The following is a 20,943-nucleotide window of genomic DNA, read 5'->3' as shown; positions in this document are numbered from 1 at the left end:
CAGGCGGCCAGCGGCTCGTAGAAGATCCGGGAAGCCTCCTGGTCCTTGGTGCCGATGGCGAAATGCGGGTTGATCAGGGTCGGCGCCTGCCACCAGAGCAGGCGCAGCGCCCCGCCGCCCCCGGCCTTGGCCGGCTTGTAGGCGGCGCGGATGTCGGCGGCCATCGCCACCCCATTCCCGGCCAGCATCAGCCCGGCCAGCGGCGCGGAGAGGCCGACCGCCAGCATCCGCTGCACGAAGCTGCGCCGTGACAGGTCCCCGGACTTCACCCGCCCGATGAGCCCGCGCAGATCCCGCTCGTCCATGCATCGACCCCTGATTGCCGCCACGACCCACTCAGCTTCCTTCTGGGTGCGGCTTTGGCAAGGCTCTTGGCAAGGGGCGCGCCAGTTACGCTTGGGGCGAAACGTCGTCGCCGGGGCTCGGCAGCCTGGCCCCGGGCCTGCATGACGGGCCCGATACGCGAAGCGCCGCACCCGTTCTGGCGGTGCGGCACCGCCCGGCGGCACGCCTGGAGATGACCTGATGGACAACCGCAACACCGTGTGGCGCCACGTGGATGCGCAGAAGGCGCGGCTGATCGCCCTCTCCGAGCGCGTCTGGGGCATGCCGGAGGTCTGCTACACGGAGGTCCGCTCCTGCGCCGAGCACGCGGCGGAGCTGCGCCACCAGGGCTTTCGCGTCACCGAGCAGGTCGCCGGCATCCCCACCGCGGTGATGGGCGAGGCCGGAGAGGGCGGCCCGGTCATCGCCTTCCTGGGCGAGTACGACGCGCTGCCGGGCCTGTCGCAGGAGGCGGGCGTCGCCGAGCACCGGCCGGTGGAGGCCGGCGGCCACGGCCATGGCTGCGGCCACAACCTCCTCGGCGCGGCGGCTCTGCTGGCCGCCACCGCCGTGAAGGACTGGCTCGCCGAGACCGGCACCCCCGGCCGCGTGCGCTACTACGGCTGCCCGGCCGAGGAGGGCGGCGCCGCCAAGGCGTTCCTGGTCCGGGCGGGCGCCTTCGCGGATGCCGACATCGCGATCTCCTGGCACCCGGGCAGCTTCTGGGAGGTGGCGCCCCCGGTGGCGCTCGCCAACACCCGGGCGGACTTCATCTTCACCGGCCGGACCGCCCACGCGGCCGCTGCGCCGCATCTCGGCCGCTCGGCGCTCGATGCGGTGGAGCTGATGAGCGTCGGCGTGAACTACATGCGCGAGCACATGCCCTCCGACGCCCGGGTGCACTACGCCTATCTCGATGCCGGTGGCATCGCCCCCAACGTCGTCCAGGCGAGCGCGAAGGTGCGCTACTCGATCCGGGCGCGGGACCTGCCGGGGATGCTCGCCCTGGTCGAGCGGGTGAAGAAGGTCGCCGAGGGCGCCGCGCTGATGACCGAGACCCACGTCGAGGTGCGGATCGTCAGCGCCGTCTCGAACCTGCTGGGCAACGACCCGCTGGAGCGGGCGCTCCACGGGGTGATGGATGAGCTCGGGCCCCCGCATTTCGACGAGGCCGACCGGGCCTTCGCCGGCGCGATCCGGTCCACGCTCAGCGATGGCGACATCGATGCCGTGTTCCGCGCCATCGGGCTGCCGCGCACCGAGGCGCCGCTCGCCGATTTCCTGGTGCCGCTCGACGCCCCGCGCAACCCGGCGGTGGGCTCCACCGATGTCGGCGACGTGAGCTGGGTGGTGCCGACCGTCCAGGCCCACGCGCCCACGGTAGCGGTGGGCACGCCGTTCCACACCTGGCAGGTGGTCGCCCAGGGTCGCAGCCCGGCCGCCCACAAAGCGATGGTCCAGGTCGCCAAGGCCATGGCCGCCACCGGCGCCCTGGCCCTCACCGATCCGGCCCTGCGCGAGGCCGCCAAGGCCGACCTCGCCCGCCGGGTCGGCGCCGCCGGCTACGTCTCGCCCCTGCCCCCGGAGGTGTCGCCGCCGCTGCGGATGTCGGTGGGGTGAGGGGGGGGGCGCACACCCCTGATGATGCGGGCTGCAGCCGGTGACACGCATCTCTCCCGCCCCCTTGTGGGCTAGCGGATTCACACAACAGGGTTGTTTCGAAGCAGGGTTCTGAAACGCAACACGTTTTCCCCTCCCCCTTGCGGGGAGGGGTAGGGGTGGGGGTGGTGCAGGATAGGGCGCAACGGTTCCTTCTGCGCCACCCCCACCTCCAACTCCTCCCCGCAAGGGGGGAGGAGAGCGCGTCGCGTCCAACACAAACCGCTATCTGAACGTCGTAGCCCCTGCGGGGGAAGGACAGACACGAGAATGTCAGGCGATGTGGCCCCCTCGCTCCCGCATACCGAAACCCGCCGCGAGCGGGTATGACCCAATCCAGGCGGCATGCGCCCCGCACGGCATCACCGATGGACGTCCCCCCCTCCGAAACGACCTGCGTGGCCATCGTCGGCCTGGGCTATGTCGGGCTTCCGCTCGCTTTGGCGTTCGGCCAGGGCCTGCGCACGATCGGCTACGAGCGCGCCCCCGCCAAGGTCGCGGCCTATCGGGACGGGATCGACCCGGCCGGGGAGATCGACCCGGCTTCGTTCCGGGCCGCGACCCGCCTGGCGATCACCGACGACCCGGCCGCCCTGTCGGAGGCCGACGTGATCATCGTCACGGTGCCGACCCCGGTGGACGACGCCCAGAGCCCGGATTTCAGCCTGCTCACCGAGGCCTCGGCGCTGGTCGGGCGGCACATGCGGGACGGGGCGATCGTGGTGTTCGAATCCACGGTCTATCCCGGCGCCACCGAGGAGGTCTGCGTCCCCGTGCTGGAGCAGCATTCCGGCCTGCGCTGGAAGGCGGGTTTCTGGGTCGGCTACTCGCCCGAGCGGATCAATCCCGGCGACCGGGAGCACAGCCTCAGTAAGGTCGTGAAGATCGTGGCCGGCGACACCCCGGAGACCCTGGCGCGGCTCACCGCGCTCTACGGGACGATCATCGCGGCCGGGATCCACGCGACCTCGTCGATCCGGGTCGCGGAGGCCGCCAAGGTCATCGAGAACACCCAGCGCGACCTGAACATCGCGCTGATGAACGAGCTGTCGCAGATCTTCGACAAGCTCGACCTCGACACCCAGGAGGTCCTGCAGGCCGCCGGCACCAAGTGGAACTTCCTGCCGTTCCGCCCGGGGCTGGTCGGGGGCCACTGCATCGGGGTCGATCCCTATTACCTGACCCACAAGGCCGCGATGGTCGGCCACCATCCGCAGGTGATCCTGGCCGGGCGGCGGATCAACGACAGCATGGCCGCCCATGTCGCCCGCAAGACCGTCAAGCTGATCGTCCAGCACGGTGGCAGCGCCGGGGGGGCGAAGGTCATCGTGCTCGGCCTGACCTTCAAGGAGAATTGCGCGGACCTGCGCAATTCCAAGGTGGCCGACCTCGTGCGGGAGCTGGCGGAGTTCGGCTGCGCCGTCTCGGTCCACGATCCCCGGGCCCGCAAGGACGAGGCCCGGGCCGAGTACGGCATCGACCTCGTCGACTGGGCCGACCTGCCCGACGCAGCCGACGCGGTGGTGGTGGCGGTGCCGCACCGGGACTATGCCGCGCTGACCCCGGAAGAAATCGCCGCCCGGCTCAGGCCTGGGGGCCTGATCGTGGACGTGAAGTCGCTGTTCGACGCCGAGGCGTTCCGGGCGCTGGGGCATACGGTCTGGCGGCTCTAACAACCCCCTTCCGCGCGAACCATGGCCCTGCGATGATGCGGCGTCCCGTTGATAGCGCGCTGCACTCTCACCGTCATTGCGAGCGCAGCGAAGCAACCTAGGGCCGCGCGGCGATCCCTGACCGTAGCGTGTCCCTGGGTCGCTTCGCTACGCTCGCGATGACGGCGCGGGTCGAAAGGCCGAGCACGTGAGCGGGAAACCGTATGGTACGGCGGGAGCGGCGGGCATGCACCAGACCAATGACAGCCGAGGGACGCTGCCCCCGGACGCGCCGGATCCCGACTTCGCCGCCCGGCACGCGCGCTATCCCGAGGCGCAGATCCGAAAAATCCTGAACGACACGCGCACGATCGCCCTGGTCGGCGCCTCCGCGAACCCGGCCCGCCCGAGCTGGATCGTGCTCAAATACCTGCTCGACCGGGGCTATGCGGTGGTTCCGGTCAATCCGGGCCTCGCCGGGCAGGATCTGCTCGGGCGGCGGGTGGTGGCCACCCTCGCGGAGATCCCGGAGCCGATCGACATGGTCGAGATCTTCCGCAATTCCGCCGCCGCCGGCCCCCTGGTGGACGAGGCGCTCGCCCTCGACCCGCTGCCGAAGGTGATCTGGATGCAGCTCGGCGTGCGCGACGACGCGGCGGCCGCCCGGGCCGAGGCGCGCGGGCTCACGGTGATCATGAACCGCTGCCCGAAGATCGAGTACGGCCGGCTCTCGGGCGAGATCGGCTGGACCGGGGTGAACTCGCGCATCCTGACCTCGCGCAAGCCGGTTCTGGCCGGCCGGGGCGTCCAGCGGCTCACCATCGCCGAGCGGGGCAAGCGCCCGGGGTGAGCGGCGCGGTATCATGATACCGCTAACGCGAAGTCATTCCAGAACATGACGTTTTCGGGATTTCGATTTTATCGGTTGACGGGCCGGGTATCCCCGGCTATCCACCGGCCGTCGCCGCCGCGTGCTCCCCACGCGGCGGCTCGTTTTTCGGCACCCCGAGGCTGTCCGCGTCCCGATCCGTCGGGGTTCCGGCGCGTCGGAACCCTGGGATCTCACCATGAAGACCACCTCGCTAAAGCCCGCCGAGGTCGACAAGAAGTGGATCGTGATCGACGCGGAGGGCCTCGTCGTCGGCCGCCTCGCCTCGATCGTCGCCATGCGCCTGCGCGGCAAGCACAAGGCCGCCTACACGCCCCACGTCGATTGCGGTGACCACGTGATCGTCGTCAACGCGGACAAGGTGAAGTTCACCGGCCGCAAGTACGTCCAGAAGCGCTACTACTACCACACCGGCTACCCGGGCGGGATCAAGGAGCGCACGGCCAAGTTCATTCTCGAAGGGCGCTTCCCCGAGCGCGTCGTCGAGAAGGCCGTCGAGCGCATGCTGCCCCGCGGCCCGCTCTTCCGGCAGATCCTCGGCAACCTCCGCGTCTACAAGGGCGCCGAGCACCCGCACGTCGCCCAGCAGCCGCAGGCGCTCGACGTCGGCGCCCTCAACCGCAAGAACGTGAGCGCTTGATCATGGCGACCCTCCAGTCCCTCGCCGACCTCAACCGGGCGAATACCGGCGCGGTCGACCCCGCCAACGAGGCCCCGGTCCACATCCAGAAGCTGGATGCGCAGGGCCGCGCCTACGCCACCGGCAAGCGCAAGGACGCGGTCGCCCGCGTCTGGATCAAGCCCGGCAACGGCACGGTCACGATCAACAAGCGCCCGGTCGAGGTCTACTTCGCCCGTCCGGTGCTGCGCATGATCCTGCGCCAGCCGCTGGAGATCGCTGGCCGCGTCGACCAGTACGACATCAACGTCACGGTCGCCGGCGGCGGTCTCTCGGGTCAGGCCGGCGCCGTGCGCCACGGTCTCTCGAAGGCGCTGACCTACTACGAGCCGGAGCTGCGCGCGCCGCTGAAGCGCGAAGGCTTCCTCACCCGCGACGCCCGCGTGGTCGAGCGCAAGAAGTACGGCCGCAAGAAGGCCCGCCGCAGCTTCCAGTTCTCGAAGCGCTGATCCCCGGTTTTATCGACGATTTGCGAAAGGGCGGTTCCTGCGGGAGCCGCCCTTTTTCGTGTTCGGGTGCGGCGAAGCAGACCGAGGTCTGAACGCAACCGGAGCAGCTGTCACAATGTCCGCGGTGGGTGGTTTCTTGCCAGTCTGCTTTAGGGCGGCGAAACCTGAAAAGCCGACGATCAACCCGAGCGAACGGCCGACAGCTTTGCGCCATCAGACGACCTTCGGGCGAACCCACTTGAAGGGCCGCTTGAAGCCCGACTGCTGCCGTTGAGATGGAATGGTCGGTCACGCGGCCACAACGTCCGTGGGTCGATGCCGCCCGTCACGCCATAGACAGCCGCCGTACGACCTTACCATCTCAGGGGTCCGGGGCCGGACAGATCTCCGGCCTCGATCGCACCCGTCAGAGGCTCGGATGTAGCCCGCGGACCGGGCTCACGGCCTCCAGCACCGAGGCAGCGTGCAGGAGAGTCGTCTCCGCCTGCCAGCTTCCCACCAACTGCACGTTGATCGGCAGGCCCTCGCGGCTCGTCCCGAACCGCATCGACAGTCCTGGCAAACCCGTCACATTCAGGGGCACGGTCGCGCCCTGCAGGTAGGTCAGGTCAACTGTCTCGCCGTTAACGACGAGTTCCTGGATGCCGTGTTTGTGCGCGGGAATGGGCAGCACCGGGGTCATGAGCACGTCGAAGTCCCGGAAGTGGGCCGCGTAGCCGTCTCGGAGCCGCTCTGCCGCCTGCTCTGCCGCGACGTAGTCCTTCATCGAGGTGTCGGGCAGCGACAGCATGGTCTTGGCCATCTTGTACATCTGGTTCTCGTGCCCGGCGGTCGCCTCGCGGAAGGCGGGTTTCATCTCCATGACGTGGAGCTTGTTAAAAACGTCGAGAGCGAAGTCGCGCTCAAGAGCCGGGATACGCACCTCCTCGACGTGGTGCCCCTCACCCCTGAGGGCCTCGGCCGCCGCCTTTACGGTCGCCGCGACCTGCGTGTCGATGGGGCCGAAGCCCGGACCGACCATCCAGCCGACCCGCAGCTTCCGGTCGGACGCGGCGCCGAGACCGGCGTCGAACGGGACGGTGCTGCTCGCGAACGCGTCCTGCCCGTCGGGGCCGGCGAGTTGCGAGAAGGCGAGCGCGAGATCGCGGATTGAGCGGGCCATCGGGCCGACGTGCCAGAAGCGGCGCGGTGCGCGCGGCCAGATGCCGGTCATCGGCACGCGCCCGTGGGTGGCTTTCAGCGAGACGATACCGGTCTGAGCAGCCGGGCCGCGGACTGAGATAGCCAGGTCGGTGCCCAGGCCCAACGGCGACATGCCCGCCGCGATGGCCGCCGACTCGCCGCCGCTGGAGCCGCCGGGCGTGCGGTCGAGGTCCCAGGGGTTGTTGGAGCGGCCGGAGAGCAGGTTGTCGCTCTCAATCCAGTAGGAGAACTCGGGCAGGTTGGTCTTGGCGAGCAGGATGCCGCCGGCTTTCTTCATCCGAGCGACGCTGGTGGCGTCGGCGTCCGGGACCCGGCCCTTGAAGATCGGCGAGCCCCGCTGGGTCATTACGCCTGCAGTGTCGATGGAGTCCTTCACGGTGAACGGCACCCCGTGGAGCGGCCCGAGCGCCTTGCCGGCCATGACCGCGGCCTCGGCCTCCTTCGCGGCGGCGAGCGCGCCTTCCGCGACGGTGACGATGGCGTTGACCTTGGGGTCGATGGCCTCGATGCGGTCGAGGTGCGCTTGGACGACCTCGACGACCGAGAGCTGCTTGGTCCGGATTAGCTCGGCGAGCCCGGTCGCGTCGGAGAAGATGATGTCCTGAGTCATATCCGTGTCCCTGCCCTATGGTTTGCCTACCTGTCGTTAGGCAGGGCCGGAATTAGGTCTGGATTTTTGGTTCGTCAATCCCTAACTAACGATCGGTAGGTTTAGAGTTTGAACGCGGAGTCAGGGTGAGCACGAACGCGAAGGAAACGATCCTGGCCGCCGCGCGGAAGACCGCGCAGGCGCACGGCTACGGCGGCTTAAGCTACCGCGACCTCGCCGCCGAGGTCGGCATCAAGGCCGCGAGTATTTACCACCACTTCGCCAGCAAGGCGGACCTCGGCGCGGCCGTAGCACGGCGCTACTGGGAGGACATCGCGGTCGAGCTCGACGCCATGCTGGAGAAGACCTGCGACCCACTGGAATGCCTACGGCTCTACCCGAGCACCTTCCGGCGCTCGCTGGAGGACGGGAACAGGCTTTGCCTATGCAGCTTCATGTCGGCCGAGTACGCCAACCTGCCGGAGACGGTGCAGCGGGAAGCGCGGGGCTTCGCCGACGTCAACGTCGCGTGGCTCGCAAAGGTGCTGGTCATGGCCGGGGCGGTGAAGCCTAAGGAGAGCGAGGCGCGGGCGCGGGCGATCTTCGCCGCGGTGTCCGGCGCCCAACTCTACGCGCGGAGCCGCTCGGACGTCGCGCAATTCGACAGCCTGATCGAGAGCTACCAGGCCTCGGGGCTTCTACCAGCCTAGGGCCCGCCGTTACGGGCGCCGGCTGGCCATTCCCTAGGCCCTCGCAGCTTGCGTCGGGAGGCGGACGCCGCGGGGCAGGCGACCGAAGCCGGTGACGGCCTTGCCCTCGACCAGCGGCTTGCCGTCGGGCCCCTGATTGTGAGGCAACACGCTAAGGGCGTGGCAGATAAGGGTAACGGGCTTGCCGACCTGGAGCGTGGTCTCGATGAACTTGATCGAGGCTGGGCGGCGGAAAGTTCGCAACGGGTCATTTGCGTCGTCGAGTTTCACCCCAGCCTATGTCCGCTTTCGTGCGGCCCTCGTAGCTGCTTGTACGACTGTGTTGGGTCGCAAGCAGCCGCACAATCCAAAGCTGATGGGGCTCACACCACGGGAGATCCGTCGCGTTCGGGAAACGCGCTCCACGCGGTCGTTTCATAGCCCTCGCCCGATACCAGGAACGACCCCTCTCTTGACCACTTCGGCGAGGGCAGCGTCGCGCCAAGCCAGTGGCGCTTCGGGGGATCGGACAGGGCCGTGAGCGCAGCCAGGAGCTTCTCGTTGAATGGCGGCGGGTTTTGGAGCCGGGCGACGACCCGCGCGAAAACCCGCATCGAAAGGTTCAAAACCTCGGCTGCCCGCACTTCCGTCGCACCACGACGGCCGATTACGATCCTAAGTAAAATATACCAGCACATTGGTTGCGCACAACGGAACAACCGGGTCCGCCGCCTGTTACCCGCCGCCGATCCAGTCCGGATCGCATCAGGCGAGGCAGACGAACCACCGTGACCGCGGGCGTCGACAGACATGAGCTGAGGCAGATCATCGCCGGCCTGACCGAGGGCGTGATCCTGGTCGAGCCGGACCAGACGATCACCTGGGCCAACGACGCCGCCCTGGCCATGCATGGGGCCGGCAGCCTGGAGGAACTGGGCGAGACCGTCGACGCCTACCGGGGCCGGTTCTCGGTCCGCTACCGCAACAACCGGCCGCCCGAGCATTACCCGATCGAGCGGGTGGTCCGGGGCGAGACGTTCCACGACGTCATCGTCGAGGTGGTGCGCACCGATCAGCCGGACGTCGCCTTCGTCCATTCCCTGCGCAGCCTGGTCGCCACCGACCACGCGGGGCAGCCGAGCTGCCTGGCGCTGATCCTCCAGAACGTGACGCCGCAATTCGAGGCCGAGGAGCGGTTCGAGAAGACCTTCAACGCCAACCCGGCGCCGGCCGTGATCACCCGGCTGTCCGACCTGCGCCACGTCCGGGTCAATGCCGGCTTCCTGGAGATGACCGGCCACACCCGCGACGCGGTGATCGGGCGCAGCGTCTACGAGGTCGACGTGCTGGCCGATGCCAAGCAGCGCGAGCTGGCCGTAACGCGGCTCAATGCGGGCGCGACCATCCCCCAGATGGAGGCCTGCCTGCACCTGCCGGATGGCGGCACCCGCTTCGTCATCGTGGCCGGACAGCCGATCGAGATGGGCGATGAGCCGTGCATGCTCTTCACCTTCGCGGATCTGGAGCTGCGCAAGAAGGCCGAGACCTCCCTGCGCCAGAGCGAGGCGCGCTTTGCCACCGCGTTCCGGATGACGCCGGTGCCGACGCTGCTCGCCCGGGCCGACGGCTTCGCCGTCACGGCCATCAACGAGGCCTTCCCGCGGATCTTCGGCTACGGCCAGGACAAGACCGTCGGACGCTCCGCCGAGGAGATGGGTCTGTGGGTGTCGGATTCCGCCCGCGCCAAGTTCGAAGCGACGGTCCGGCGCACGGGCTACGTGCTCGGCCTCGAGACCTGCATGCGCCACGAGGACGGGACCGAGATCGACTGCCTCGTGTCGGCCGAGCGGGTGGTGATCGGCGAGGACGACTACGTGCTCGCGGTGCTGCAGGACATCACCGAGCGCAAGCGGTCCGAGCGCGAGCTGTTCACCGCGATCGAGACCGTGATGGCCGATACCTCGTGGTTCAGCCGCGGCCTGATCGAGAAGCTCGCCGGCCTCCGGCATCCCGGCCGCGACAGCGCCGACGAGGGCGTCCAGAGCCTCACGGTCCGGGAGCGCCAGATCCTCGGGCTGGTCTGCGCCGGCCTCTCGGACGAGGCCATCGCCAAGCGGCTGAACCTGTCGCGCAACACCGTGCGCAACCACGCCGCCTCGCTCTACCGCAAGCTCGGCGTCCACAAGCGCACCGAGGTGATCGTGTGGGGCCGAGACAACGGCTTCACCACCAGGGAGGCCAGTACATAAGTCGGAGAATACCGGTATGAATTCACTATTGATCTGAGCAAATCAGGCCCCACCTGCGGTCTTCGTCGAATTCACCGCGCGGGACACGCCAATTTCGAAGTCGAGACGAACATGCCGGCAACTCCCAGTCCGATCTCGGGTTCACTGATGGGAGCCATCGGCCCGGAGGCGCGGCATCGCCGCGACGGGCCGGGCTCCACACGCTTCGCAGAAGTCCGACGCGAAACCCGGGAGGCCGCGCCACGCGCCATCCGGGTCGAGCGGCGCACACCAGACACCCCAGACCTCAACGCACAAACAGGAGAGACATCATGGTTGATACCGATCGCGTGACCGGCGCCGCCAAGGAATTCGTCGGCAAGGCCCAGGGCGCCGTGGGCGACCTCACCGGCTCGAAGGGCGACTCGGTCGAGGGGCGCTTCCGCGAGGCACAGGGCTCGGCTGAGAACCTCTACGGCCAGGCCAAGGACACGGCCCGCACCGTCGCCAACGAGGCCGGCCACTACGCCGAGGACGCCTACCAGCATGCCGGCGACTACGCCCGCCGGGGCACCCGCGCCGTGGCCCAGCAGGTCGAGGAGAGCCCGCTCGTCGCGCTGCTGATCGCCGGCGCCGTCGGCTACGGCCTCGCCCTCCTCATGCACGCCCGCCGCTGAGCGCGAGCGCCCTTCTCGACCCGACGACCAGGAGTACACAGTGACCGCATCCCCCAACCTCTCGACCGCGCCGCTCGCTCATACGAGCGACGCGCGCACCGTCCTTCTCCACCAGGTGTCGTGGGGTGCGATCTTCGCCGGCGCCACCACGGCGCTGGTCGCCCAGGTGATCCTGAACATGCTCGGTGTCGGCATCGGCCTGTCGAGCGTCGGCATGAATGCCGCCGACAACCCCGCCGCCTCGACCCTGTCGATGAGCGCCGGCATCTGGTTCGTGGCCTCGGGCATCGTCGCCTCGCTGATCGGCGGCTTTCTGGCCGGGCGGCTCTCGGGCAAGCCGGTGGGCGGCGCGGCCGGCCTGCACGGCCTGGTCTCCTGGTCGGTGACCACCCTGGTCGTCCTCTACCTGCTGACCTCGGCGGTGGGCGGGATCGTCGGCGGCGCCTTCAACGGCGTGGCCACCACGCTCAGCGGTGCCGGCAACCTGGTCGGCGGCACCGTGCAGACGGCGGCCCAGGCCGCGGCACCCTCGCTGTCCAAAATCTCGAACCCGCTCGACGGGATCGAGAGCACCGTGCGCCAGCAGGCGTCCGGCCAGGATCCGCAGGCGGCGCGTGACGCGGCCGTGGCGGCGGTCCGCGCGGTTCTGACCGGTGACCCGGCCCAGAAGCAGCAGGCCGAGACCCGAGCGGCCGACGCACTCGCCAAGGCGCAGGGCATCCCGGTCGATCAGGCAAAGCAGCAGATCCAGGACTACGAGAAGCAGTACGACCAGGCGGTCGCCACGGCCAAGCAGAAGGCTGAGGCCGCGGCCGTCGCCGCCAAGTCGGCGGCTACCCAGGGCGCCTTCTACGCCGCCCTCGCCCTGATCCTCGGCGCGCTGGCCGCTTTCCTGGGCGGCCGCCTCGGCGCCCCGAAGACCGAGACCCTGGTCGATTCCTACGGCACCCGCCGCGCCTGAGACCCGCGATCCCCGCGCACCGCGCGGCGATCTCCCGACCGGCGGCCGGACTCCGATCTGGCCGCCGACGCCCTCACTGCCCCCGTCGCCCCCACGGAGAACCCCGATGATCCGCAAGCTCCTCACCATCTTCGTCCTGCCGAAGCTGATCGCCTATGTCGGCCGCCGCTTCGCCGGCCGGTCGGCAGCCCCGTCGCGCCGCCCCCACTGAGCCCCTTCGCGGGCCCCGGAATCTGCCGACCGGGGCCCGTCAGCGAACCGAATTCGGTGGACACCCGAGAGGACACGCCATGAGCAAGGGTTACCCCTCGATGACCGCGCTGCTGGGCCTTCTGGCCGTGGCCGGCTACCAGAACCGCGACAAGCTCGCCGAGCTGTTGAAGGGCCACGAACACGGGACCAGCCCGTCCCCCGTCCCGTCCGTGCCGAATCCCGCCCACACGAGCGGGACAGGCAGCAGCGATACCTTTTCCCGCCTCGGCGGCTTGCTCGGCGGTGCCGGGACGGCGGGGGTCGGCGGCCTGATCGCCAGCGGCCTCAGCGAGCTGGTCGACCACTTCACCAAGGGCGGGCACGGCGAGACCGCGACCTCTTGGATCAATCACGGCACCAACCGCGCCATCCCCGAGACCGACCTCGAGCGCGCCATCGGGCCCGAGACCCTCGACCACCTGACCCAGCAGACCGGGCTCAGCCGGGCCGCCCTGCTGGCCCGCCTGTCCCGCGAGCTGCCCTCGGCGATCGACCGCTACTCGCCCGACGGCCGCCTGCCGACCTGACGGCGTTGACAGGGGCGTCCGCAGGCCTCACCCCCGGACCGTAACGGCCGGGTGTGATTCTGGCCTGCGAGACGGATCATGGCGAGCGAAGCAGCCACACGGCCCATCGTGTTCATCGACGGCGAGGCCGGCACTACCGGCCTCGGCATCCGCGAGCGCCTGGAGCGCGACGGACGCGTCACCCTGCGCAGCATCGCAGCCGAGCACCGGAAGGACCCGGCGGCCAAGCGCGCGCTGCTTGCCGAGGTCGACCTCGCCGTCCTGTGCCTGCCGGACGACGCCGCCAAGGAGACGGTGGCGCTCGCCGACAGCCTGCCGGGCGGCGGCCCGCGCATCCTCGATGCCAGCACCGCCCACCGGGTCGCCCCCGGCTGGACCTATGGCTTCCCGGAGATGACCCGGGAGCAGGGCGCAGCCGTGGCCGGCGCCCGGCGGGTGGCCAATCCCGGCTGCTACCCGACCGGCGGCATCGCGCTCCTGCGCCCCCTGGTCGAAGCCGGCCTGATCCCGGCGGATTTCCCCATCAGCGTCAACGCGGTCAGCGGCTATAGCGGCGGCGGCAAGGGCATGATCGAGGAATACGAGCGGGGCAGCGCGGCGCCGTTCCTGCTCTACGGCCTCGGCTTCGCCCACAAGCACGTGCCGGAACTCCAACTGTACAGCGGGCTCACCCGGCGGCCGATCTTCGTGCCGTCGGTGGGCAATTTCCGTCAGGGCATGCTGGTGAGCGTCCCGCTCCACCTCGACGCGCTGCCGGGCAAGCCCGCGGCCGGCGACCTGGAGGCGGCCCTGCGCGACTGGTACGCCGGCCAGCCCCTGGTCCAGGTGACGACCGGCGCCGAGACCGGCGCCCACCGCGAGAAGATCACGCCCGAGGATCTCAACGACACCGACCGGCTGGAGCTGCGGGTGTTCGGCTCGTCCGAGCACGGGCAGGCGGTGCTGGTGGCGCGCCTCGACAATCTCGGCAAGGGCGCCTCCGGGGCGGCGGTGCAGAATCTCGGGCTGATGCTCGGGCTCGACGCCTGATTTTTCGAAGCTCTGATTGTGCATCATCGTTATCTGAAAGCCGGCAACCACCGTTCGGGATGATGCTCATGCCCCCGGGAATAACTGGGGCGGCCCGACGGTTCTCAGTCCGGGGGCGGAGCTTCGGGGTGGGCGGCCGATGGCGGCGCGAGCGAGCGATCCGGGGGGCGGCGGCGCGTGACGACGCTCGCCCGTGCGCGCTTCAGCCAATTGGTCCTGCCCCGCCTCGATGATGGCTACCGGCTCGCGCACTGGCTCACCGGCAACGCCACCGACGCCGAGGACGTGATGCAGGAGGCGTGTCTGCGCGCCTACCGGGCGATCGAGACCTTCGCGGAGGGGAACGCGAGGGCGTGGTTCCTGACCATCGTCCGCAACACCGGCTATTCCTGGCTGCAGCGGCACCGGCCCCGGGCGGTGATCTTCGCCGAGGACCTCGCCCCGGAGGCCCGGGCCGCCCTGGATGCCGGGAGCGGTCTCGCCGAGGCGCCGGAGACCCCCGAGGCCACGCTCATCGCCCGCGACGAGGCCGGGCGGCTCGGCCGGGCGATCGCGGCGCTGCCGGTCCCGTTCCGGGAGGCGCTGGTCCTGCGCGAGTATCACGGTCTCGGCTACCGGGAGATCGCCGAGGTGACGGGCGTGCCGATCGGGACCGTGATGTCGCGCCTGGCGCGGGCGCGCCAGCACCTGCTCGAACGGCTCGCGAAGGACGGGCGATGACCGGCGACGACGAAACCCTCCTGCTGCTGAGCGCCTACGCCGACGGTGAATTGTCGCCCGGCGAAGTGCTGGCCATGGAGCGCCGCCTCGCGGCCGAGCCGGACCTGCGCGCGCGGGCCGCGCGCTTGCGCGGCCTCTCGGGCGCCGTGCGCGCGACCCTCGCGGAGGTGCCGGCCCCCGAGACCCTGCGGGGGCGGATCGTCCGGCAGATCGGGTTCGCCGACCCGGAGCCCCGCCGCTCCCGGCTCGGCGCCTGGCCGGCACTGGCCGCGACGCTGGTGGCCGGGATCGCCATCGGCGCGTCGCTCGGCGGGATCGTTCCCCTCGGAACCGCCGAGGCCCCGTCCCCGGTGGGCGAGGCCGTGCTGGCCGGCCATCTGCGGGGCCTGGCCGCGCCGCAGCCCTTCGACATCGCCTCCGCCGACGGGCACGTGGTCAAGCCCTGGTTCAACGGCCGCACCACCATCGCGCCCGACGCCCCCGACCTGTCCGACCGGGGCTACCCCCTGGTCGGCGGCCGGATCGACATCGTCGACGGCCAGCCGGTGCCGACCCTGGTCTACCGCCACGACCGGCACGTGATCAGCGTCACAGTGGTCCCGGCGACCGGCGGCGCGCAGGCCGGCGAGGCCCGCCGGGACGGGACGTTCCTCGAGCGCTGGGAGGCGGGCGACCTCACCTACTGGGCGGTGTCGGACCTCAACGCCCGGGACCTGCGCGGCTTCGTCGAGCTGTACCGCGCCCGGACCGCCCGGCCACGCTGACGATTTCGCGCCCGGCCCGGGAATAACTGCGCGGGGACCCGGGTTCTGCATCCCGTCATCCGCATCGAGCCGACGAGGGCCGCGCGTGATTGCGATTTTGGACCGAGACGCGCGCCCGGCCTGCGGGTCCGGCGTCCCAGGACTTGACCCGGTCCCGGTGGAGACCGCGCTGCACCGTCTGATCGAGCATTTCGAGGAGGGGGTGGCGATCATCGACCGCTCCGGACGCACGCTTTTCCTGAACCGTGCCGCCCAGGCCCTGATCCACCGGGGTCAGCTGCGCCTCCGGAACGGATGCCTGTGCAGCGGATCGCCCGAGCACGGCGCGGCGTTCGGCCGGCTCATCGCCCGCTGCGCCATCGGCGCCGGCTGCTCCGTCCGGCTCGCGGGCGAGACCGGCACCCTCCTGATCGCCGCCTGCGCGATCCCCGGCAACGCCGTGCTCCTGCGCGTCGTCGATCCCGACGCCGCGCCGCTGCCGGACCCGGCCGTGCTGCAGGACCAGTTCGGCTTCACCCCCGCCGAGGCGGCGATCGCCATTGACATCCTGGCCGGGCACGACCTCGCGGCGAGCGCGGCCCGGCGCCGGGTCACCCTGCATACCGCCCGCGCGCATCTGCGCCGCCTGTTCGAGAAGACCGGCACCCGCCGGCAGGCCGAGCTGATGCGCCTCCTGCTGCTCTGCCCGCTGCCGATCCCGGCCGCCGACCCCATCTGTGCGGGACCGGTCGACCTCCCATCCCGCCCTCGTTCAAATGCGTGATGCGGGACGTTTGAAACAGAGCCACGCTCCACCGTGTCGATGCGCGACGCGAAATCCGTATTCGCCGGGGAGGAGAGCGAGATATGATTGTGGCGATCCTGAAATCCATCCAGGCTCGACGGTCGGCGGCGCGGAATTACCGTCTCCTCTCGGCGCTCGACGACGATGTGCTGTGCGATGTCGGCCTGGACCGGCGCACCCTGCGGGCCTTCTGCGACACCGGCTGCGCCCAGCACGCCGCCATCGGCGGCAAGGCGTCCCCGGGGCCGGCGGTCCCGATGCCGGGGGGCCTGACGCCCGCGGTGCGGTGAGACCGATGGGGGCCGGAATCGCGCAGCCGCGCGCCCGCGCCCGGGCTTCGTCGCAGCCGGCCTTCGACAGGCTACGCCCCGAACGCATCCGCCAGATAGGCCCGCACGAAGCCCGGCATCCGGGCCGCCTCGGGGCCGCCCGCGGCCCGGGCCACGTGGATCCCGGCGAGTTCCGGCTCGGCCTCCTGGCGGCGATGCGCCTCGATGCGCGCACACAGGGCCTCCGCCGGCTCCGGGAACCGCACCGGCCGCAGGAAGGCGAGCTGCCCCTCCCCTTCGAGCATCACCCAGCCGGTCGCCGCATCCTCCGGCAGGACGAGGCCGGTCTCCTCGGCGAGCTCCCGGGCGGCGCTGCCGGCGAGGTCGACGGTGGCGCCGCACACGTCGTCGAGGTCCGGGGTGCCGCAGGGGAAGTAGAGCTGGCCGGCATTGGCCGTGTGGGCGCCCATCGCGCCGAGCAGGACGGCGCCGTCGGCGCTCCAGGGCACGATCGCCGCGAAGGCGTTGACCACCCCGCCCTCCTCCCGCCCCCGGTCCCGGTAGGCGATGAAGCTCGAATAGGTTGCCGCGAACAGATCGACCCGGGCGATCCCGGCCGCGACCGCGCAGGCGCTGCCGAGCAGCACGGTGCCGTCGAACATCCCGGGGCTGCCGGCGAGCCGCGCCTGCCAATGGGCGGCGATGGCGTCCGCGTCGTCCCGGGAAAACGGCCAGTCGTGGGCGACGAGCCGGGCCATGACGCCGGCGAGCCGAGTGATCCGGAAGCCGTCAGACACGTAAACGTCCGTCCGACACGATCACGGCCGCGCCGCCGATCTCCACCGAGCGCAGGGCGCCGGCCGCGATCGTGAGCTGGAGCGCGATGTCGCTCGGCCGGCCCAAGGCCTCGCCCTGGCGGATCGCCACGTCGTGGGTGCCCGCCCCCAGGGTCTCGAACTGCATCAGCACCCCCGCGAAGGCGGCGGCCGCCGAGCCGGTGGCCGGGTCCTCCGTGACGCCGAGATGGGGCGCGAACATCCGCACGCGCCAGCTCTGGCCTTTACCCTCGGGATCGGGGGCGTAGAGATAGAGCCCGTCGGCGGCCTCGGGTCCCTGGGCGGGTTTTGCGGCGTCGAGTGCCGCCACCGTGGCGATGGGCACGCAGGTGAAGCTCGGCCCGACCCCGTGGCGGCTCGGGACGTGACGGCCGGTGCCGATATCGCCGGGCGCCAGCCCGAGGAGCGGCGCCAGCACCGCCGGATCCGGCCCCTCCCCCAGGAATTCCGGCAGGGCCGGCAGCTTGAACCGCGCCCGCCCGCCGCTGCCGTCGGCAAACGGCTCGACCACGCAGGGCACGATCCCGATCCGCTCCTCCAGGCCGAAGGCCCGGGCATCCCCCTGCGACGGCCCCTCCAGCGCCAGCAGCACGGCCGCGCCCACGGTGGGATGGCCGGCAAACGGCAACTCGTGCAGCGGCGTAAAAATCCGCAGCCGCGCCCGGTGGCGGGCCTCGCTCGGCGGCAGCACGAACACCGTCTCGGACAGGTTGAACTCCCCGGCGATGGCCTGCATCGCGGCCGTGTCGAGCCCCTCGGAGTCGAACACCACGGCCAGCGGGTTGCCGGCGAGCTTTTGCTCGGTGAACACGTCGAGGGTGACGAAGCGGCGTGCCATCGTATCTTTACTCCAGGCGGCGCCCGCGGCTGGCTGGCGGCGGCGGCCCGCTTTGCTAAGCTATGCGGCCGCGCGACGCGATACGAGCGGCGCGGTCTGGGAAGCCTAGCCGAGTGCGGCACCGCTTCCCAGACGGTCCAGCCGGAAGGGCGTCATGTCCGAGACAGAGCACAGTTACCCGGTCACGGTGACCTGGACCGGCAACCGGGGCACCGGCACCCAGACCTATCGCGGCTACGACCGGGCCTTCGCGGCGGAGGCCCCGGGCAAGCCCCCGATCCCGGGTTCGGCGGACCCAGCCTTTCGAGGCGACCCGGCCCGGTGGAACCCTGAAGACCTGCTGGTCGCCTCGCTCTGCGCTTGCCACAAGCTCTGGTATCTCGGCCTCTGCGCCCAGGCCGGGATCGTGGTGACGTCCTACACGGATACCGCCGAGGGCCGCGTGACCGAGGAGGCCGACGGTGCCGGCCAGTTCACCGCCGTCACCCTGCGCCCCCGCGTGACGATCACCGCCGAGTCGGACGCCGCCGAGGCCCGGGCGCTGCACCACCGGGCGCATGCGATGTGCTTCATCGCCCGATCGGTGAATTTTGCCGTGACCCACGAGCCGACGATCGTGCGGGCGGGGGATTGAAGGAGCGGCGCGCTTGATCTTGGCCCCTCATACCGCCTCCACCGCAAACGTCTCACTTGGGTTCACATACTCGTCCTGCGCGGCCACGGTGAGGATCTCCCGGGAGCCGGCCGCTGCGGTGCGCTTCAAGAGGCCGTAGACCGAGGCGGCGGCGGCGCCCAGCGCTGCGGCGGCCGAACCGGTACGGGCGTAGTGAACCAGGAACATGGCCGCGATGCAGTCGCCCGCACCGTTAACCGCGATGGCAAGCCGCGGGGTGCGGACCCGGAACAGTTGCCCCCCCGCCCCGGCTAGCAGGTCGATGCGGTCGGCCGGCGTGTCCGCGCAGAGCGTCGAGGTGACCAGCACCACCCGGGGCCCCCGGGCCTGAAGCGCCGCGATCGCCGCCCCGGCCTCGGTCCGGGTGCGGCTTGGCAGGCCGGTGAGCCGATCGAGCTCGAACTGGTTGGGGGTGAGGATGTCGGCTGCCGGCACGGCCTGCTCGCGTAAAAACGCCTCGATCCCCGGCCGCACGTAGACGCCCTCCGCGACGTCGCCGATCACCGGATCGCAGCAATAGAGAGCCTGGGGGTTGGCTGCCCGCACGGAGGCCACCGCGTCCAGGATCGCTGTCCCGATCTCGGCCGAGCCCATATAGCCCGACAGTACCGCGTCGCATGCGGGAAACACCCCACGCTCACCGATGCCCCGCACCACCTCGCGAATCATCGCCGCTTCGAAGACCGGGCCGCGCCACGCCCCGTAGCCGGTGTGGTTGGAGAACTGCACCGTGTGGACTGGCCAGACCTCGACCCCGAGCCGCTGCATTGGGAACACCGCCGACGCATTGCCGACATGGCCGTAGGCGACGTGGGACTGGATCGACAGGACGTTCAACGCGGGTGATCCCCGGTTCCGTTGCGAGAGCCGAAGCTGTCGGCGATCCGGGGCGTGGGTGCAAGCGCGGGGGCGGGTGGCTCAGATTTGATGGTTGGTGTGACCTGACCGGCTGGTTTTGGACCGGACTGATTGAGAGGATCAGCCTGGACCGGAGGAGCTGGGGATGAAGCGAGGACAGAGGCCGAGCGCGGAGCAGGTCGTGCTGATGCTGCGCCAGATTGAGGTACAGATGGCACAAGGCAAGAGTATCGCTGTCGCCTGTAAGGGGGTAGATGTCTCTGAACAGAACTCTTACCGCTGGCGTAAGGAGTATGGCGGTCTGAAGGTCGATCAGGCTAGGAAGATGAAGGATCTGGAGCGTGATAACGCTCTGCTTCGCCGCCTGGTGGCGGATCTGTCTTTGGAAAAGCGGGTGCTGGCGGACGTCGCCTCGGGAAACTCGTAGCCCCTGAGCGGATCGTCGGCCAGCATCGGGGCACGCAGCGCTACGTGTCCACGTTGCCGGCCGACGAGGATGCGCTGACCCGTGCCATCATCGCCCTGGCGTCCGAGTACGGACGCTACGGCTACCGCCGCATCACCGCGCGCGCTGCTGCAGGCAGCGGGGTGGCAGGTGGGCAAGGATCCGGGCCAGCGGATCTGGCGTCGTGAGGGGCTCGAGGTCCCGCAGAAGCACCGACCGCGCAGAAGCCTATGGCTGAACGATGGATCCTGCGTGCGGCTGCGCCCGCTCCATCGCAACCACATCTGGAGCTTCGATTTCGTCCAGGCTCGGAGCTGCGACGGATGCTCGCTTCGGGTCCTGACGCTGATCGACGAGCATAGCCGGGCTTACCCGACGCTGAGGGTGGCGCGACGCATCAACAGCGTGGGCGTGATCGAGGCGCTGGCCGACGCCATGTGCCTGCACGGCATCCCGGAGAACATCCGCTGCGACAAGGGCCCGGAAATGATCTCGAAGGCGTTGCGCAAATGGGCCACCAAAGCCGGCTCGCAGATCCAGTACATCGCTCCCGGATCGCCGTGGGAGAATGGTTACTGCGAGAGCTTCAACGGCAAGCTGCGCGACGAGTGCCTACGCCAGGAGATCTTCTGCTCGCTGAAGGAGGCGCAGACCGTGATCGGTCTATGGCAAACCAGGTACAATTGCGTCCGACCGCATTCGTCGCTGGGCTATCGGCCCCCCGCCCCCGTCAGCTACCCGGGGCTGGCCTTCCGGCTACCCATGGCCGCGACCATGCAGGAGCCTGTCATTTGGCTCGGTCCAAAAAAATACCGGTCAGGTCAGGATGGCAAAGGGAATATGCATGCCATCCACGGTGGGGATGGCCGTTCAGGCGATCATCGGCCCCAGGGAATCCGCCGCCGTCCACGCCAAAATGAGCAAGAGCCACCAAGCCGGGGCAATCCCA

The 20,943-nt window shown here is 70.1% G+C and carries 21 protein-coding genes and 3 pseudogenes; 17 read left to right on the top strand and 7 right to left on the bottom strand.

The genetic code is table 11. The features are described from left to right. Positions 1 to 305: pseudogene (locus tag MKK65_RS27980) on the bottom strand (peptide ABC transporter substrate-binding protein); the annotation flags it as partial. A 220-nt stretch (positions 306 to 525) separates the two neighbouring features. Between MKK65_RS27980 and MKK65_RS27975 the strand changes: the two are divergent. From MKK65_RS27975 to rpsI, 5 genes are all read left to right on the top strand, one after another. Then, positions 526 to 1,944 (top strand): M20 family metallopeptidase, encoded by a 1,419-nt coding sequence (locus tag MKK65_RS27975; protein ID WP_243961406.1) that lies wholly within the window; start codon positions 526 to 528, stop codon positions 1,942 to 1,944. A 407-nt stretch (positions 1,945 to 2,351) separates the two neighbouring features. Continuing rightward, positions 2,352 to 3,656, top strand: coding sequence for a nucleotide sugar dehydrogenase (locus MKK65_RS27970; RefSeq protein WP_058191941.1), 1,305 nt, complete (start codon positions 2,352 to 2,354; stop codon positions 3,654 to 3,656). Positions 3,657 to 3,882: 226 nt separating this feature from the next. Then, positions 3,883 to 4,485: a CoA-binding protein gene (locus tag MKK65_RS27965; RefSeq protein WP_058191940.1), complete on the top strand. Its 603-nt coding sequence runs from the start codon at positions 3,883 to 3,885 to the stop codon at positions 4,483 to 4,485. A gap of 217 nt (positions 4,486 to 4,702) precedes the next feature. Continuing rightward, positions 4,703 to 5,164 carry a 50S ribosomal protein L13 gene (gene rplM, locus MKK65_RS27960; protein ID WP_007565855.1) on the top strand — a complete coding sequence of 154 codons (462 nt, stop codon included), beginning with the start codon at positions 4,703 to 4,705 and terminating at the stop codon, positions 5,162 to 5,164. Positions 5,165 to 5,166: 2 nt separating this feature from the next. Next, the gene (gene rpsI, locus MKK65_RS27955; RefSeq protein WP_058191939.1) at positions 5,167 to 5,652 is read left to right on the top strand and encodes a 30S ribosomal protein S9; all 486 of its coding nucleotides are present in this window, start codon (positions 5,167 to 5,169) and stop codon (positions 5,650 to 5,652) included. Between the two features lie 406 nt (positions 5,653 to 6,058). Here rpsI and MKK65_RS27950 read toward each other — a convergent pair whose 3' ends face one another. Next, positions 6,059 to 7,465: an amidase gene (locus MKK65_RS27950; protein WP_243961405.1), complete on the bottom strand. Its 1,407-nt coding sequence runs from the start codon at positions 7,463 to 7,465 to the stop codon at positions 6,059 to 6,061. A gap of 125 nt (positions 7,466 to 7,590) precedes the next feature. Here MKK65_RS27950 and MKK65_RS27945 point away from each other — a divergent pair, with 125 nt between their 5' ends. Further along, positions 7,591 to 8,154, top strand: a complete 564-nt coding sequence (locus MKK65_RS27945; protein WP_243961404.1) for a TetR/AcrR family transcriptional regulator — start codon at positions 7,591 to 7,593, stop codon at positions 8,152 to 8,154. 84 nt (positions 8,155 to 8,238) lie between these two features. Here MKK65_RS27945 and MKK65_RS27940 read toward each other — a convergent pair. After that, a pseudogene (locus MKK65_RS27940) lies at positions 8,239 to 8,376 on the bottom strand (type 1 glutamine amidotransferase domain-containing protein); the annotation flags it as partial. A gap of 140 nt (positions 8,377 to 8,516) precedes the next feature. Then, positions 8,517 to 8,747 carry a hypothetical protein gene (locus tag MKK65_RS27935; protein ID WP_243961402.1) on the bottom strand — a complete coding sequence of 77 codons (231 nt, stop codon included), beginning with the start codon at positions 8,745 to 8,747 and terminating at the stop codon, positions 8,517 to 8,519. Positions 8,748 to 8,921: 174 nt separating this feature from the next. Between MKK65_RS27935 and MKK65_RS27930 the strand changes: the two genes are divergently transcribed. From MKK65_RS27930 to MKK65_RS27890, 9 genes are all read left to right on the top strand, one after another. Continuing rightward, entirely contained in the window at positions 8,922 to 10,382 is a 1,461-nt protein-coding gene (locus MKK65_RS27930; RefSeq protein WP_243961400.1) for a helix-turn-helix transcriptional regulator, read from the top strand. A 311-nt stretch (positions 10,383 to 10,693) separates the two neighbouring features. After that, on the top strand, positions 10,694 to 11,038 hold the full coding sequence (locus MKK65_RS27925; RefSeq protein ID WP_058191934.1) for a CsbD family protein: 345 nt from the start codon (positions 10,694 to 10,696) through the stop codon (positions 11,036 to 11,038). A gap of 40 nt (positions 11,039 to 11,078) precedes the next feature. Continuing rightward, positions 11,079 to 11,999, top strand: a complete 921-nt coding sequence (locus MKK65_RS27920) for a PhnA-like protein (protein ID WP_243961399.1) — start codon at positions 11,079 to 11,081, stop codon at positions 11,997 to 11,999. Positions 12,000 to 12,289: 290 nt separating this feature from the next. Continuing rightward, a complete protein-coding gene (locus MKK65_RS27915; RefSeq protein ID WP_243961398.1) occupies positions 12,290 to 12,778 on the top strand; it encodes a YidB family protein in 489 nt (162 codons plus the stop codon). A gap of 78 nt (positions 12,779 to 12,856) precedes the next feature. Next, the gene (gene argC, locus MKK65_RS27910) at positions 12,857 to 13,807 is read left to right on the top strand and encodes an N-acetyl-gamma-glutamyl-phosphate reductase (RefSeq protein ID WP_243961397.1); all 951 of its coding nucleotides are present in this window, start codon (positions 12,857 to 12,859) and stop codon (positions 13,805 to 13,807) included. Positions 13,808 to 13,984: 177 nt separating this feature from the next. Continuing rightward, entirely contained in the window at positions 13,985 to 14,527 is a 543-nt protein-coding gene (locus MKK65_RS27905; protein ID WP_243961396.1) for a sigma-70 family RNA polymerase sigma factor, read from the top strand. Further along, complete coding sequence (locus tag MKK65_RS27900) at positions 14,524 to 15,291, top strand: anti-sigma factor family protein (RefSeq protein ID WP_243961395.1); 768 nt, start codon at positions 14,524 to 14,526, stop codon at positions 15,289 to 15,291. Before MKK65_RS27905 ends, MKK65_RS27900 begins: the two co-directional genes overlap by 4 nt. An 85-nt stretch (positions 15,292 to 15,376) precedes the next feature. Further along, the gene (locus MKK65_RS27895) at positions 15,377 to 16,054 is read left to right on the top strand and encodes a helix-turn-helix transcriptional regulator (RefSeq protein WP_243961394.1); all 678 of its coding nucleotides are present in this window, start codon (positions 15,377 to 15,379) and stop codon (positions 16,052 to 16,054) included. A gap of 83 nt (positions 16,055 to 16,137) precedes the next feature. Continuing rightward, complete coding sequence (locus MKK65_RS27890) at positions 16,138 to 16,365, top strand: hypothetical protein (protein ID WP_058191927.1); 228 nt, start codon at positions 16,138 to 16,140, stop codon at positions 16,363 to 16,365. 71 nt (positions 16,366 to 16,436) lie between these two features. Here MKK65_RS27890 and MKK65_RS27885 read toward each other — a convergent pair whose 3' ends face one another. Both MKK65_RS27885 and MKK65_RS27880 read right to left on the bottom strand, forming a co-directional pair. Beyond that, positions 16,437 to 17,102: an NUDIX hydrolase gene (locus MKK65_RS27885; RefSeq protein WP_243961415.1), complete on the bottom strand. Its 666-nt coding sequence runs from the start codon at positions 17,100 to 17,102 to the stop codon at positions 16,437 to 16,439. A gap of 31 nt (positions 17,103 to 17,133) precedes the next feature. Beyond that, the gene (locus MKK65_RS27880; RefSeq protein WP_243961392.1) at positions 17,134 to 18,018 is read right to left on the bottom strand and encodes a PhzF family phenazine biosynthesis protein; all 885 of its coding nucleotides are present in this window, start codon (positions 18,016 to 18,018) and stop codon (positions 17,134 to 17,136) included. Positions 18,019 to 18,172: 154 nt separating this feature from the next. On the opposite strand from MKK65_RS27880, the gene MKK65_RS27875 reads away from it, so the two are divergent. Beyond that, positions 18,173 to 18,652 carry an OsmC family protein gene (locus tag MKK65_RS27875; RefSeq protein ID WP_243961391.1) on the top strand — a complete coding sequence of 160 codons (480 nt, stop codon included), beginning with the start codon at positions 18,173 to 18,175 and terminating at the stop codon, positions 18,650 to 18,652. A gap of 27 nt (positions 18,653 to 18,679) precedes the next feature. Here MKK65_RS27875 and pdxY read toward each other — a convergent pair whose 3' ends face one another. Further along, the gene (gene pdxY / locus MKK65_RS27870) at positions 18,680 to 19,528 is read right to left on the bottom strand and encodes a pyridoxal kinase PdxY (RefSeq protein WP_243961389.1); all 849 of its coding nucleotides are present in this window, start codon (positions 19,526 to 19,528) and stop codon (positions 18,680 to 18,682) included. Positions 19,529 to 19,694: 166 nt separating this feature from the next. Here pdxY and MKK65_RS27865 point away from each other — a divergent pair. Next, positions 19,695 to 20,774 (top strand): annotated as a pseudogene (locus MKK65_RS27865) (IS3 family transposase); the annotation flags it as partial. Between the last annotated feature and the right edge of the window lie 169 nt (positions 20,775 to 20,943).

The sequence above is a fragment of the Methylobacterium sp. J-001 genome (assembly GCF_022829565.1).
Taxonomy (GTDB): domain Bacteria; phylum Pseudomonadota; class Alphaproteobacteria; order Rhizobiales; family Beijerinckiaceae; genus Methylobacterium.
Note: the sequence above shows the minus strand (reverse complement) of the source record. Positions and strands in the feature narration are given on the sequence as shown.